Source organism: [Muricauda] lutisoli (nom. illeg.) (assembly GCF_017313105.1).
Taxonomy (GTDB): Bacteria; Bacteroidota; Bacteroidia; order Flavobacteriales; family Flavobacteriaceae; genus Flagellimonas; species Flagellimonas lutisoli.
Genome location: NZ_JAFLND010000001.1, coordinates 805,992 through 820,634, shown reverse-complemented (window position 1 = coordinate 820,634; position 14,643 = coordinate 805,992). Strand labels below are relative to the sequence as shown.

General features: G+C 42.3%; 11 protein-coding genes. 6 read left to right on the top strand and 5 right to left on the bottom strand.

Annotated elements, in window-relative coordinates; all coding sequences use genetic code 11:
- Nucleotides 1–510: 510 nt before the first annotated feature.
- Nucleotides 511–2,436, bottom strand: a complete 1,926-nt coding sequence (gene dnaK, locus J0X13_RS03890) for a molecular chaperone DnaK (RefSeq protein WP_207070138.1) — start codon at nucleotides 2,434–2,436, stop codon at nucleotides 511–513.
- 231 nt (nucleotides 2,437–2,667) lie between these two features.
- Here dnaK and J0X13_RS03885 point away from each other — a divergent pair, with 231 nt between their 5' ends.
- On the top strand, nucleotides 2,668–4,092 hold the full coding sequence (locus J0X13_RS03885) for an L-serine ammonia-lyase (RefSeq protein ID WP_207070137.1): 1,425 nt from the start codon (nucleotides 2,668–2,670) through the stop codon (nucleotides 4,090–4,092).
- Here the strand turns inward: J0X13_RS03885 and J0X13_RS03880 are convergent.
- Nucleotides 4,089–4,568 (bottom strand): nuclear transport factor 2 family protein, encoded by a 480-nt coding sequence (locus J0X13_RS03880; RefSeq protein ID WP_207070136.1) that lies wholly within the window; start codon nucleotides 4,566–4,568, stop codon nucleotides 4,089–4,091. The two genes, J0X13_RS03885 and J0X13_RS03880, sit on opposite strands and share 4 nt — an antisense overlap.
- Nucleotides 4,569–4,638: 70 nt before the next feature.
- Between J0X13_RS03880 and panB the strand changes: the two genes are divergently transcribed.
- Both panB and J0X13_RS03870 read left to right on the top strand, forming a co-directional pair.
- A complete protein-coding gene (gene panB / locus J0X13_RS03875; protein ID WP_207070135.1) occupies nucleotides 4,639–5,457 on the top strand; it encodes a 3-methyl-2-oxobutanoate hydroxymethyltransferase in 819 nt (272 codons plus the stop codon).
- A gap of 14 nt (nucleotides 5,458–5,471) precedes the next feature.
- Nucleotides 5,472–6,182, top strand: a complete 711-nt coding sequence (locus J0X13_RS03870) for an RluA family pseudouridine synthase (protein WP_207070134.1) — start codon at nucleotides 5,472–5,474, stop codon at nucleotides 6,180–6,182.
- On the opposite strand, the gene J0X13_RS03865 is transcribed toward J0X13_RS03870, so the two are convergent.
- Nucleotides 6,172–7,716, bottom strand: coding sequence for a hypothetical protein (locus J0X13_RS03865; protein ID WP_207070133.1), 1,545 nt, complete (start codon nucleotides 7,714–7,716; stop codon nucleotides 6,172–6,174). The two genes, J0X13_RS03870 and J0X13_RS03865, sit on opposite strands and share 11 nt — an antisense overlap.
- 147 nt (nucleotides 7,717–7,863) lie before the next feature.
- Here J0X13_RS03865 and J0X13_RS03860 point away from each other — a divergent pair, with 147 nt between their 5' ends.
- A complete protein-coding gene (locus J0X13_RS03860) occupies nucleotides 7,864–9,036 on the top strand; it encodes a 2-isopropylmalate synthase (protein WP_207026745.1) in 1,173 nt (390 codons plus the stop codon).
- Between the two features lie 14 nt (nucleotides 9,037–9,050).
- Nucleotides 9,051–10,169 carry a 3-isopropylmalate dehydrogenase gene (gene leuB, locus J0X13_RS03855; RefSeq protein WP_207070132.1) on the top strand — a complete coding sequence of 373 codons (1,119 nt, stop codon included), beginning with the start codon at nucleotides 9,051–9,053 and terminating at the stop codon, nucleotides 10,167–10,169.
- On the opposite strand, the gene J0X13_RS03850 is transcribed toward leuB, so the two are convergent.
- The gene (locus J0X13_RS03850; RefSeq protein ID WP_207070131.1) at nucleotides 10,162–11,421 is read right to left on the bottom strand and encodes a peroxiredoxin family protein; all 1,260 of its coding nucleotides are present in this window, start codon (nucleotides 11,419–11,421) and stop codon (nucleotides 10,162–10,164) included. The genes leuB and J0X13_RS03850 overlap by 8 nt on opposite strands.
- 129 nt (nucleotides 11,422–11,550) lie before the next feature.
- Here J0X13_RS03850 and pheT point away from each other — a divergent pair, with 129 nt between their 5' ends.
- On the top strand, nucleotides 11,551–13,962 hold the full coding sequence (pheT, locus tag J0X13_RS03845; protein WP_207070130.1) for a phenylalanine--tRNA ligase subunit beta: 2,412 nt from the start codon (nucleotides 11,551–11,553) through the stop codon (nucleotides 13,960–13,962).
- Here the strand turns inward: pheT and J0X13_RS03840 are convergent, their stop codons facing one another.
- On the bottom strand, nucleotides 13,963–14,490 hold the full coding sequence (locus J0X13_RS03840) for a fasciclin domain-containing protein (protein ID WP_207026749.1): 528 nt from the start codon (nucleotides 14,488–14,490) through the stop codon (nucleotides 13,963–13,965).
- Nucleotides 14,491–14,643: the final 153 nt, after the last annotated feature.

Genomic DNA, 14,643 nt, shown 5'->3' with positions numbered 1-14,643 from the left:
AACTCTAAATTTAAAACACCACTTTTACGATTATTTGAAGATAGGTTTAAAGAAGAAAGATATGCCTTAAAAAAGACGGGCACATTAGGCTGCGTTCGTTTATTCGCTACTTGTAGCAATATACGCTCGGGCCATATGGCCAATGAATCTTGGAAATTGTCCTGAAAATTGAACGTGAAATCTTTCCAATGAGCACTTTTATAGTCAAAGTTTGAGTTTTGGGCAGAACCCACAACCAGCGAAAAAGTTAATGCACAAATTAATAAGATTGCTCCGCTATTGTTTTGCATCATTAAGGTTATATAAGTTTACAGATGTAGGGAGAACTTTAAACAATGGAGTGGAAACCTCTTCAAACTCATTGTTATATTGTTTTAAATATACAAAAAATAGCATAGGGGTTTTCCCACAGAAAAACTTGCGTTCAGTGCATTGGATATAGAAAACTTTATCCAACAAAAAACCCTGACGAAATCGTCAGGGTTTTTCTATTTATATAACCTAATTAAATTACTTCACTTCTTCGAAGTCAACATCCTCAACGTTGTCACCTTCAGAAGCACCGCCGTTACTGGCTGTATCGTCGGCACCTGCAGATGAACCTCCTGCTCCGGCTGCACCGCCTTGAGCTTCAGCTTGTGCTTTGTACATTTCTTCGGATGCTACTTTCCAAGCTTCGTTGATTTTTTCCAAAGCAGGCTCAATAACCGCTAAGTCTTTACCTTCGTAGGCTTTTTTCAACTCTTCCAAAGCTTCCTCGATCGGTTTTTTCTTGTCGTCGGACAATTTATCGCCAAACTCGCTCAGTTGCTTTTCGGTCTGGAAGATCATGGCATCGGCCTCGTTCAGTTTATCAGCGGTTTCTTTGGCTTTCTTATCTGCCTCGGCGTTGGCCTCTGCTTCTGCTTTCATCTTTTCTATTTCTTCCTCGGTTAAACCGGAAGAAGCCTCGATTCGGATGTCTTGCGACTTACCAGTGGCTTTGTCGGTTGCAGAAACCTTGATGATACCGTTCGCGTCGATATCGAAGGTCACTTCAATTTGAGGCGTACCTCTTGGTGCCGGTGGAATACCGTCCAAGTGGAACCTACCGATGGTTTTGTTGTCCGCTGCCATAGGCCTTTCTCCTTGCAGCACATGGATTTCAACTGAAGGTTGATTATCCGCTGCTGTGGAGAACACCTGTGATTTCTTGGTCGGGATGGTTGTGTTCGCCTCGATCAATTTAGTGAACACGCTTCCCATGGTTTCGATTCCCAAAGAAAGTGGGGTTACATCCAACAAGAGTACATCTTTTACATCTCCTGTCAACACACCACCCTGGATAGCGGCACCAATGGCCACAACCTCATCCGGGTTTACACCTTTGGATGGCTTTTTACCGAAGAATTTCTCAACGGCTTCCTGTACCGCAGGTATACGGGTAGAACCACCTACCAGGATAATCTCGTCAATATCGCTTTTGGAAAGTCCTGCGGACTTTAATGCTTTCTCACATGGTTCGATTGTTCTTTTCACCAAATCGGCGATCAATTGCTCAAATTTGGAGCGAGACAATGTTCTTACCAAGTGTTTTGGTCCTGAAGACGTTGCTGTAACGTAAGGCAAGTTGATTTCTGTCTGTGCAGAAGAAGACAACTCGATTTTGGCCTTTTCAGCAGCTTCCCTCAAACGCTGAAGCGCCATGGGGTCTTCACGAAGGTCCATATCCTCATCCTTCTTGAACTCTTCGGCCAACCAATCAATTATTTTTTGGTCAACATCGTCACCACCCAAGTGGGTATCACCATCCGTGGCCAATACTTCGAACACTCCGTCACCCAATTCAAGAATGGAAACATCGTGCGTACCTCCACCAAAGTCAAACACCACTATTTTCTGGTCCGTGTCTTTTTTATCGAGTCCGTATGCCAAAGATGCGGCAGTAGGCTCGTTAATGATACGTTCCACGGTTAGACCTGCAATTTCACCAGCTTCTTTGGTGGCCTGTCTTTGTGAATCGTTAAAATATGCGGGAACGGTAATTACCGCTCTCGTTACATCTTGTCCCAAGTAATCCTCTGCGGTCTTCTTCATTTTTTGAAGAATCATGGCAGACAATTCTTGTGGTGTGTACAAACGGCCATCCACATCTACACGTGGCGTATCGTTGTCACCTTTTGTTACCTTATAAGGTACTCTTTGCGCTTCCTTACTGGATTCTGAGTATTTGTTACCCATAAATCGCTTAATGGAATAAATCGTTTTGTGAGGGTTGGTCACCGCTTGTCTTTTTGCAGGGTCACCGACCTTGATCTCCCCACCTTCAACAAATGCGATCATCGATGGAGTGGTTCGTTTACCCTCGGCATTTGGAATTACCACGGGCTCGTTACCTTCCATTACAGAGACGCAGGAGTTGGTCGTACCTAAGTCTATACCTATAATCTTGCTCATCGTATCTAAAGTTATATCTGTTTACAAATTCTTTTTTATCTCGATCATAAAAGGTCAATGATTATGCCATGACCAAGAATATGACAAGGTGTCAGATTATTGCCAAAACCCTTGAATACCATGGTTGTATTGAAGATGCTACAATGAAAATTGAAAAAGCGACCTGTATATTTAAATATTCGCAATTTTATCCCGTTTAGCTTCCTATATTTGAAACTGTAAATTGAGTTTATGGAGTGTATTAGTGTGTTTGATATGCTAAAAATCGGTGTAGGGCCTTCTAGCTCGCACACCCTTGGACCCTGGCGTGCCGCCGAACGCTGGATTGCCGAACTTGAAGAGCAGCATGTTTTTGATGACGTGCAATCCATCAAAGCATATTTGTATGGCTCCCTTTGCTTAACAGGCAAAGGACATGCCACCGATATTGCCGTGGTCATGGGCTTATTGGGCACCGACCCGGAGACTGTGGATATTGACAGCATTTCAGGAAGAATTGACAGGATTAAAGACGAAAACAAACTTCACTTTGGTGGAAAAAGAGAGATTCCTTTCAGTTTTCAGAACGATATCCTCTTCAAGAAGGAATTTCTTCCCTTTCATGCCAACGGTATCCAGTTTGAAGCTGAACTGTCCAACGGTAAAAAAATATCGGAAACCTACTATTCCATCGGTGGTGGATTTGTAGTAAAGGAAGAACGTATCCATGCCAAAGAGAACAAAGAGACGTTCAAAACCTTTCCGCATCCTGTAAAGACCGGCGATGAACTGCTCCAGCACTGCACCGCACAAAACAAATACATCTCCACCATTGTGATGGAAAACGAGCTGTCACTGCGAACCGAAACTGAAATCAATGAAGGTATTGCTCGCATCTGGAACACTATGCTAGAATGCATGTATGTTGGCTGTCATACCGAAGGAAAGCTCCCTGGTGGATTGAACGTGAAACGACGTGCCTACGAGATGCATCAAAAACTGAAAGGGGAAGTCTCCTACTCCAATCCGCAGGAATGGCTGGAAAGTATTCGGGATACGGAGGTCAAATTCCGACAAATTATTAAATGGGTAAGCTGTTTTGCGCTCAGTGTTAATGAGGTGAATGCTTCTTTGGGTCGAGTGGTTACCGCCCCCACTAACGGAAGTGCAGGTGTGATCCCTGCTGTATTGATGTATTATATGGTGATCGAAAACCACGATGCCAATTTTGATGATGTAAAACAATTTTTACTGGTGGCCAGTGAAGTTGGGAGCATCTTTAAGAAAGGGGCCACCATCTCCGCAGCTATGGGAGGATGCCAAGCAGAGATCGGGGTTTCATCCGCTATGGCCGCCGCTGGATTAACGGAACTGATGGGCGGTACTCCCGAACAGGTGTTGATTGCCGCCGAAATTGCAATGGAACATCATCTTGGACTTACTTGTGACCCCATTGGGGGGTTAGTACAGGTTCCTTGCATTGAGCGCAATGCAATGGGGGCCATAAAAGCGATAAACGCCGCGGAATTGGCTTTGGACACGGACCCAAAAGATTGTAAAGTGCCTTTGGACAAGGTGGTGAACACCATGTGGGAGACCGCTAAGGATATGAGCTACAAATACAAAGAAACTTCCGAGGGCGGGCTCGCAGTTGGCGTATTCTTAAGTGATTGCTAATCCATACAGCCTTCCTTGCCCCTGGTATCAATAAGGTAGATAATCTTCCATTCGCCATTAAAATTGATGAGCTGGAAGGAGTTGATGCCACAGTGACTGAACTCACCGTTCAACCAAAACTCATAACCAACCCAAGCATTGGCCATAGTCCTATCTACTTGAATGGAGAATGAAGTGAGCTTTTCCTCAAACTTTGTCGTTTCCGGAATGCCGACAATGGATTTTAAAAATTTGGAGAATTCTTCCGTCCTAAAAAGTGTCTTGCCTTCTTGATTTTTCCCAGTAGTTTGGAGGACTATATTATCGGCAACCGTACTTTTGATGATGGTGGAATCTTGCTTGTGGAAGCCATCAAAAAAAGTTTCGATAACTTGTTTTATTTCGGTTTTGGTTTCGTCGTTTGAAGGATTTGGCCCTTGGGCATATCCGAACACCCCCATAGCAAACAGCACTACACAACTGAACAGTTTTCTCATTTTATTAGTTTTTTGATTGAAGCCTAAATTAAACAAATCTGCTTACTTTTAGCCATCAAATACAATTACGATGTCTACAGCTAAAAAAGAATATAAAAGGGTAACGGTAAAATCGTTGGTGGATATGAAAAAGACCGGTGAGAAAATCAGTATGCTTACCTCCTACGATTATTCCATGGCCAAAATTGTGGATGGCGCCAATGTAGACGCCATTTTGGTCGGTGATTCTGCCAGTAATGTAATGGCCGGTCATGAAACCACATTGCCCATTACCCTGGATCAAATGATCTATCACGCCACCTCTGTGGTCAGGGCCGCAAAAAGGGCCTTGGTTGTGGTGGACATACCTTTTGGGAGTTATCAAGGAGATTCCAAAGAAGCCTTACGCTCCGCTATTCGGATTATGAAAGAAAGTGGTGCACATGCGGTAAAAGTTGAAGGTGGTGAAGAAATCAAAATATCCATCAGCCGAATCCTGGAAGCAGGAATCCCTGTGATGGGCCACTTGGGACTTACTCCACAATCCATCTATAAATTTGGCACCTACACAGTTCGTGCAAAGGAAGAAGAAGAGGCCGATAAACTAAAGTCGGATGCCAAATTATTGGAAGAATTGGGCTGTTTCGCCATTGTTTTGGAGAAGATTCCAGCAAAATTAGCCAAAGAGGTAGCAGAAAGTGTTTCGATACCAATTATTGGAATCGGAGCTGGAGGACATGTGGACGGACAGGTATTGGTAGTACATGATATGTTGGGAATGACACACGAGTTCCACCCAAGATTCTTGAGAAGGTATTTGAACCTTTATGATGAAATGAGCAATGCCATTTCCCAATACGTAGATGATGTAAAAAGTCGGGATTTCCCGAATGACGAGGAATCATACTAAACTTCAATCAACAATTGTCAAGTAACAATAACCCACATTCCACCCCCTCCAACCTTCAAGTGATCTATGAAGACAATCACCTTATTGTGGTCAACAAGCGCGTAGGGGATATTGTTCAAGGAGACAAAACAGGTGACGATCCTTTGAGCGAGGTCGTAAAACAGTATTTAAAGGAAAAATACAACAAGCCAGGTAATGTATATTTGGGGGTCGTACACCGTTTAGATAGACCCACTTCGGGCATTGTACTCTTTTCCAAAACCTCCAAGGCCCTGCCCCGGCTCAATAAAATGTTTGCCCAAGGGGAGACTAAAAAAATGTATTGGGCGGTCGTAAAAAATGCCCCTCCGCAGGAAAACGGCACTTTGACCCATTGGTTGGTACGCAATCCAAAGCAGAACAAGTCTTATGCGCACAACAAAGAAGTTCCCAATAGCAAAAAGGCTGAGTTGGACTATAAAGTCATAAAAGAACTGGATAATTATTTCTTGCTGGAAATTGATTTGAAAACAGGTAGACATCATCAAATTAGGGCGCAATTGGCCGCTATAGGCTGTTACATAAAAGGAGATTTGAAATATGGTGCCGACCGCAGCAACAAGGATGGCGGCATACATTTACACGCTAGAAGCCTGGCCATTATGCACCCGGTTCAAAAAGAGCCCATTGCTTTTTTGGCGCCTCCACCAGAGGACCCTGTTTGGAACGCCTGCCTTAGCGAGTAAGTGCCAAAGCCTTTTCCCTAATGATCTCGGAAACCGGTTTGTTTTGCAAATGGCTTTCCAACCACGAAAGGATGTCCAAATACAAGAATGCCCGCTTTTCGTAGGGATGGTTCTCGTACTTTTTGAGCTCGTTGTACAGCTTCTGGAACTCTCCTTTTAAATCGGTCGGGTAAATGTCCCCAAGATTTCTCAAGAACTTGATCATTTCCTTTTGCACTTCATGTAAGTCATTCATTTTCAATAAGAACTTGTAAGTACTTTTTAGCTGAACTTCCAAGTGATAGTCCATTCCAGCTTCGTAATGTGCCACTAGGCTCAATACCCTCGCAAAGCACATAAGATCTTCGCGCATCTTCAGCTTTTTGTTGGAAATAATCTTTTTGAGGTAGGCAATACAGTTTTTGTTGTCCCCATTTCCAAAATACAAGCAGGCAATTTTGTAATAGAGCAACATAATGTGGTGCTCATCAATCTGTTGCCTGTGTTTTTTGATTCCGTACTCGATAATGTTCACCAAGTAAATCCCTTTGTCAAATGTCCCTTCCAGAAAATGAAGGTTCAGCTTATTGGTATTGATGTACAAAAAGGCAAGCGAGGTAATATTATCATTTTTGGGAAACTTAGGGTCCTTTACCTGCTCTTCCAATCTTTCCAAAGTTTCCCTGAACTGGGATGCGTATTTCACAAAGAAAAGTGACTCCAACAAATAATGGTTTCCCTTTAAAAAGAACACGGGATTCAACGGAATCATATGTTCGTTTTCATAAAACAGATCAACCCATTTGCTGGCATATTTATAGGCTGACAAAAAGTCCTGAATCAAAAGGTTATACCATAAATGTGCCTTGTACAACCACAATTTTTCACGAAAGCCCAACTTTTCAATATCGTACTTGGGCAAGTGCTCTTCAAAGTAGCTTTTTACCTTTTGAAGATCTTCATCGCTACGCACATAGCCCACTTTCAACATCATTCCGTATAACTGCAACGAAAGATTGGAGAGTTTGCTTGTAATAACATTCTGTTCGGAGAGTTCCTTGGCCTCAACCGCTAGTTCATCTGCCCTATCAGGGATACTCCTGGTAATGTATTGGGTTTCGATTACCTTTTCTAGCTCTACAATTTCATAGGCCACGTTCTTTTCCTCATTTTCTATGGCGAAGCTTTTGGCCTTTTCCAAAATCTTCAAGCTCTGCTTGTAGAGCCCTTTTTGATAAAGAATAGTGGCGAAATCCAATTGTTCCCTAATCTGAATTCGAACATTTTGGTTTACGGGATTCAATCTAAGGCTTACCAAAATTTGCTTGTACAAGTGTGCTTTAAGATTGGAAAGCTGTGATTTTTTTACGATGCCACTATCCAGAATCTGCTTTTCGTCGTACTTACGCATCTTGTCCAAAAGGTTGAAAAGGGCCAAAAACTTAGCATCCGTATTCACCCCCAAACGGCCAACATATAGCTTAAATTGGCGCTTTTCGGACTTGGAAAGCGATTTTACCAGTACAAACAAAGCATCCTTGTGGGCATTTGTCATCGTAAAAAATATTATTTAAACCTTTGTTTTTCAGTTATTTAAATTACTCAAAAAGCAGTTTAACGTTGTAACATACTCTTAACTGCTTTTCCTCTTCAGCCCACCTTCCCTATTTTCGTAAGTCATAGAAAAAAACAGGTTGATATAATGGGTAAAGATAAGGTAGAAATTTTTGACACAACACTAAGAGATGGAGAACAGGTACCTGGTTGTAAATTGGATACCGAACAAAAATTAATCATTGCCGAAAGATTGGATGAACTGGGAGTTGATGTAATCGAGGCAGGGTTCCCCATATCTAGCCCTGGTGATTTTAAATCGGTGAACGAGATTGCCAAGTTGGTCAAAAACGCAACGGTCTGCGGATTGACCCGCGCGGTAAAAAAGGACATTGAAGTGGCAGCCGAAGCCATTAAGGATGCCAAAAGACCAAGAATACATACTGGAATCGGTACTTCTGAATCTCACATCAAATACAAATTCAATTCCACACAGGATAAAATTATAGAGCGTGCAGTTGAAGCTGTATCCTATGCCAAAACTTTTGTGGAAGATGTTGAATTTTACGCTGAAGACGCTGGTCGTACCGATAATGAGTTTTTAGCTCGAATCTGTGAAGCGGCCATAAAGGCCGGGGCAACAGTACTGAACATTCCCGATACAACAGGATATTGCTTGCCCGAGGAGTATGGTGCCAAGATGAAATACTTGAAAGAAAATGTAAAGGGTATAGACAAGGCAATTCTTTCCTGCCATTGCCACAATGATTTAGGATTGGCCACGGCAAACTCCATCGCGGGCGTAGTCAACGGAGCCAGACAAATTGAATGTACGATCAATGGTATAGGGGAAAGAGCGGGCAACACTTCTTTGGAAGAGGTTGTTATGATCATGAGGCAACACCCTTATTTAAATTTAGACACCGACATCAACAGTAAACTGCTTTGGGACACCAGCACCATGGTTTCACAAAAAATGGGAATGCCAGTCCAGCCCAATAAAGCTATTGTGGGATCTAATGCATTTGCGCATAGTTCAGGAATTCACCAAGACGGAGTGATCAAACAACGTGAAACCTACGAAATCATTGACCCTAAAGATGTTGGAGTGAGTGAATCTTCCATTGTATTGACAGCAAGAAGTGGTCGCGCCGCTTTGGCTTATAGAGCAAAAAATGTTGGCTACGAACTAACAAAAGTTCAATTGGATGCCGTTTACCAAAACTTTTTGAAGTATGCCGATGTTAAAAAAGAAATATTGGATGAGGACATCCACGAAATTGTTGAGACCAGCAATATCGGAATGAAAAGCCTAGCTTAAATTACGCATACCATATGGCATTAAAAATTGCATTGCTTCCTGGAGATGGTGTAGGACCCGAAGTGTTGGCCCAGGCAGTAAAATGCTTGGAGGCCGTAGAAGAGACCTTTAATCAACATTTTATTTTTAAGGAAGCTCCTGTTGGCGCCATTGCCATCGATAAAAAAGGAACTCCACTACCGGATGCTACGCTAAAGCTCTGCAAAGAGTCTGATGCGGTTCTTTTCGGTGCCATTGGCGACCCTAAATATGATAATGATCCGGATGCGAAGGTCCGACCTGAGCAAGGTTTACTGCAATTGCGCAAAGAACTTGGACTGTTTGCCAATATCAGGCCTGTTTTGTCCCATCCGACTTTGTTGGATAAATCCCCTTTAAAAAAGAAAGTGATCAACGGTACCGACTTTGTGATTTACCGAGAACTTACCGGCGGTATATATTTTGGGGAGAAAAAATTGAACGACGAAGGTACCAAAGCCTCCGATCTTTGTGAGTACACCGAGGATGAAATAAGCCGTATAGCCCATTTGGCATTTAAAGCTGCAAAGGGACGTAAAAAGAAACTCACTTTAATTGACAAGGCCAATGTTCTTGAGTCTTCAAGGCTTTGGCGTAAGGTGGTCACCAAAATTGGCGAAAGCTATCCTGAAGTTGCCTTGGACTTTATGTTTGTGGACAATGCCGCAATGCAAATCATACTCAACCCCAAACAGTTCGATGTGATTTTGACGGAAAATATGTTCGGGGACATTATTTCAGATGAAGGTAGCGTGATCGGTGGTTCTATCGGATTGTTGGCTTCTGCCTCCATCGGTGAGGAAAACGCCTTGTTCGAACCTATTCACGGCTCATATCCACAAGCCAAGGGAAAAGACATAGCCAACCCGATTGCTTCCATCCTATCCGCAGCTATGCTGTTGGAGCATTTTGGATTGACCGAAGAGGCTTGGGCCGTTAAAAAAGCGGTCGACAAATCTTTGAAAAAAGGTGTTGTTACCCCTGATTTAAAGGAAAACAGCCAATACGGAACTAATCAAGTCGGAGATTTTATTGCTCACAACATTGTGGATATTGAAGATGACTCCCTCATGAACGATGAAAATATCGATTTGGGCAAATCAACCATCATATAGCTTCATCGGTTTCTTTTTCCGATTCTTCCGAAGAAGTCAATTTCTGAATGGTCTTATTAAACTCTTCTTTGAATTCAACAAATTTTTCACCTGTTGCAGGACCATTAAACCCTGTGTGGATTTTACGCACCTCTCCTGTTTTGTCAATATAAATAGTTGTAGGATAGGAAAGAATATGGTTTAGCATTGGTAATTTCTCATTGGCCTTTTGTTTGTTCGAAGTCCCGTATTGCGCCAATAGTATTGGGTAAGGGACATCCTCTCGTTCTTTAAGCCTTTTTATGCCCTCGAAAGCTTTTTCCTCTGTCTTTGCATATTCGAACGCCAAGCCAACAAACTGCAGGTCCAAATCGGGGTTGTTCTTGAGGAAATCCACATAAAAACGTGTTTCGTCCAAACAATTGGTGCACCATGTGCCCATAATCTGCACGAGCACGGGCTTACCTTGGAACATGGAATTATCCAAACCTACCATTTCTCCTTTTTCATTTGGAAAAGCAAAATCAAATTTGTCGTACCCTTCCCTTAAAAAAGTCAGTTCATTGGAATCCGGAAGCTCAAACCCTTCGTTCCTTGCTCCCATAAATTCCTGAACCGTATGTTTACCAGAATAAAATTTGCCATTTAAAGTGCTATCCGTTACATGGGCCAAAAACAAGAATACATGGGAACCGTCGAAGGCAGAAAGTTTCATGCTATCCCCGGTCACAACACCATCTAAATAACGATAATCACCTGTTTTGGTTCTAAACGTACCTTTAACTTTATTTCCGCTCTGCATAAAAATACCCTTTGCCAGATACTCGTCTTCGGTATTAACTTTAAAGTAGGTTTCCCAAACACCAGAAATATTCACCGCTGCATCCTCCTTCACTTCAAAACGATCGCTTGTTCCATGTTCGGCCCTAAAGGGAACTCTACGCTCTTTACTTTCTTCTATAAATTCACCGGTAATACCATTCGCAGTGTACGCACCAGAGATATGGCCTTCAAAAATTGGCATGCGAATGTTGATGGAATCCCCGTTGAACGTGAATTCATCTATAGTGACCACTTCCTCGGCATTGTAGACCTTCATTTCGTATCCACCATCTTCATTTTTGGAAAGTGTGAACTCAAAAGGCAACTCCTGAGATTCGGAAACTTCAATTTTAGCCAACCAATCACCTGTAATCAATTGGGGCTTTTCTTCTTTTTTACAAGAAGCGCATAAAACCAAAAATCCTATAATAGCTATTCTTAGGTTGTTCATAAAATGAAAGATTTAACCTAAATGTAGGAAATACATTTTAAAACAAACCACTACTTAAGGTTTATGGTGATTATTATCGTTGAATCTGTTCCCCTATTGTTATATATTTGTGCCCTCTAAAAATGGAGTATGAAGATTTCTTATAACTGGTTGAAGCAATTTTTACAAATTGATTGGGATGCTCAAAAAACAGGTGAACTTTTAACGGATTTAGGTCTGGAGGTTGAGGGCATATCAGAATTCGAATCAGTTAAGGGTGGACTAAAGGGCATTGTAGTCGGTCACGTTCTTACTTGTGTAAAACACCCAAATGCCGATAGACTTAAATTAACCACTGTTGATATAGGGCAGGAAGCCCCCGTACAAATTGTATGTGGCGCTCCCAATGTAGCTGCTGGACAAAAAGTGCCCGTTGCCACTATAGGTACCACGCTCTACACCAAAGAAGGTGAAGCCTGGGTGATCAAAAAAGGTAAAATTCGCGGAGAGGTGAGCCAGGGAATGATCTGTGCCGAAGATGAAATCGGTGTTGGTGAAAGCCATGATGGCATTATGGTACTCAATGAGGAATTGACTCCTGGAACCCCTTGTTCCAAGGTTTTTGAAATCGAGAACGATGAAGTTTTTGAAATAGGCCTCACTCCCAACCGAGCCGATGCCATGAGTCACTTTGGAGTGGCGCGCGATTTAAAAGCAGGCTTGGAGCAAAAGGAAATACAGAAGGAACTGGTTACCCCATCGGTTAGTAATTTTTCCATTGACAATCGTTCGCTAAAGGTGGATGTGGAGGTCATGGACAGCGACCTTGCACCACGATATTGCGGTGTTACCATTAGCAATCTTTTGGTACAGGATTCCCCGGATTGGTTAAAGAATAGGTTAAAAGCCATTGGTTTGACCCCTATAAATAACGTGGTGGATGTTACCAACTACGTGCTTCACGAACTGGGACAGCCGTTGCACGCTTTTGATGCTTCTAAAATCAAAGGCAACAAGGTTGAAGTAAAAACCTTGCCCGCTGGAACCAAGTTCACCACTTTGGATGAGGTTGAACGTGAACTGCACGAGGATGACCTCATGATCTGCGATGCCGAAAAACCAATGTGTATTGCCGGTGTTTTTGGAGGAATCCACTCGGGCGTTACTGAGCACACTACTTCCATTTTCTTGGAAAGTGCCTACTTTGATCCCGTTTCCATAAGAAAAACAGCAAAAAGACATGGATTGAACACCGATGCTTCCTTTAGATTTGAAAGAGGTATCGATATCAATGTAACGAAATACGCCCTTAAAAGGGCTGCCTTATTGATCAAGGAAATCGCTGGAGGATATATTACATCTGAGATTGCCGACTTGTTCCCGAAGAAACCACAAGAAAGACAGGTGTTCTTGACGTTCAGTAAAATAAACTCCCTGATTGGTCAAGAAATCCCACAGGACACGATTAAATCCATTCTTTCGTCCCTCGAAATCCGAATCAACAACGTTACCGAGTCAGGTCTCGGATTGACCATTCCGACCTACAGAGTCGATGTTACCCGAGAAGTTGACGTAATTGAGGAGATTCTAAGGGTATTTGGCTATAACAATATTGATTTCAAGGAAAAACTTAATGCCTCCATCGCCAAAACTTCACGATTCGAAAACTACAGAATTCAGGATGTTATCGGAAGTATGTTGGCTTCCAAAGGTTTCTATGAGATCATGACCAACAGTTTGGTTTCATCCGAGATCACTTCGGATGATGATAGCGCTGTTCAAATGATGAATCCTTTGAGTTCCGACCTATCAGTGCTTCGGACCTCCATGCTTCATTCTGGCCTACAAACGGTGAGCTATAACCACAATAGGCAAAAAACAGATCTTAAACTGTTCGAATTTGGCAAAACCTATCACAAAGTAAGTGGCCAACATAAAGAAAAGCAGCACTTGGCTATTTTTATTTCTGGCGACCGCAAACAAAATAGTTGGGCCGTTGCCTCCAAAAAATCGGAGTTTTTCTACCTGAAAGGTATTGTTGACAATGTTTTTGAGCGCTTGGGTCTCAGGGACATTGATACAAAACCTTTATCGGAACCAGATTATGCGGAAGGCATTTCTTATGTGAAGAACAACACAACAATGGTGTCTCTCGGATTGGTCGGCAAAGCCGCCCTAAAACAATTGGACATCAAACAAGAGGTGTTTTATGCCGATTTGAACTGGGACGCCATTCTCGAGTCCGTAAGCACTCAAAACGTGGCTTTCAAGGAAATTCCCAAGTTCCCGGAAGTAACCAGGGATTTTGCCTTGTTACTGGACGACTCGGTTTCTTTCCAAAAAGTATACGATATAGCTTGGAATACGGAGAAAAAATTGCTTAAAAAAGTGAATCTTTTCGATGTGTATACAGGTGAAAACCTTCCTGAAGGTAAAAAATCCTATGCAGTAAGCTTTACTTTGATGGACGAAAAGAAAACCTTGACGGACAAGCAAATCGACAAAATAATGGGCAAACTATTGGCCCAGTATCAAAAGGAATTGGGAGCGGAACTTCGCTAATTACATTTGGGCAGGTAAAATAACACTGTCTATTTCGTGAACCACACCTTCATTTTCCAAATTAAGATCGGCTGTAGTTATTCTTGCGGTATTACCAACAGGATCGGTGAGCACAATATCGTACCCATCCAAATGTGCTGTCAGTTTTTTGCCCTGTACAGTGGTGAAACGAGCAATCCCATTACCTCTACCTATAGCTCGAAGCATGCGAGATGCCGTCAGCTGACCGGCTACAATATGATAGGACAACAACGATTTTAATGCGCTTTTATCCTCTGCATTGATCAGCTCTGCCATTTTGTTGTTCGAAAATTTCTCGAATGCTGCATCGGAAGGTGCGAAAATGGTAAATGGTCCTGATTTTTTGAGCAACGTACCCAACTCTGTCGCATTTACTGCACTCAATAGAATTTTATGGTTGTCCAACTTACTGGTGTAAGAAAGCGCATTGGAAGTATTTTGGGCAGTTGTATAAATAGAAAAAGCCAAGCAAAAGCCAAGCAAGAGTTTAGTTGCGGGGGTATTCATATAATTGGTCAAAATTTTAGGGCTTGTTCTTTTTAGTATAATTATACGACTAACTGCCAAAAACGTCGATAAGATACATCTTTTTTGATGACATCCCCGCTATTTCAACATTTCAAAATTTCATTTAACAAAAACTTAACATTGCGTTTTTAT

Coding starts and splice junctions, on each gene's coding strand:
- dnaK (WP_207070138.1), bottom strand. CDS start 2,436: ATGAGCAAGATTATAGGTATAGACTTAGGTACGACCAACTCCTGCGTC.
- J0X13_RS03885 (WP_207070137.1), top strand. CDS start 2,668: ATGGAGTGTATTAGTGTGTTTGATATGCTAAAAATCGGTGTAGGGCCT.
- J0X13_RS03880 (WP_207070136.1), bottom strand. CDS start 4,568: ATGAGAAAACTGTTCAGTTGTGTAGTGCTGTTTGCTATGGGGGTGTTC.
- panB (WP_207070135.1), top strand. CDS start 4,639: ATGTCTACAGCTAAAAAAGAATATAAAAGGGTAACGGTAAAATCGTTG.
- J0X13_RS03865 (WP_207070133.1), bottom strand. CDS start 7,716: ATGACAAATGCCCACAAGGATGCTTTGTTTGTACTGGTAAAATCGCTT.
- J0X13_RS03860 (WP_207026745.1), top strand. CDS start 7,864: ATGGGTAAAGATAAGGTAGAAATTTTTGACACAACACTAAGAGATGGA.
- leuB (WP_207070132.1), top strand. CDS start 9,051: ATGGCATTAAAAATTGCATTGCTTCCTGGAGATGGTGTAGGACCCGAA.
- J0X13_RS03850 (WP_207070131.1), bottom strand. CDS start 11,421: ATGAACAACCTAAGAATAGCTATTATAGGATTTTTGGTTTTATGCGCT.
- pheT (WP_207070130.1), top strand. CDS start 11,551: ATGAAGATTTCTTATAACTGGTTGAAGCAATTTTTACAAATTGATTGG.
- J0X13_RS03840 (WP_207026749.1), bottom strand. CDS start 14,490: ATGAATACCCCCGCAACTAAACTCTTGCTTGGCTTTTGCTTGGCTTTT.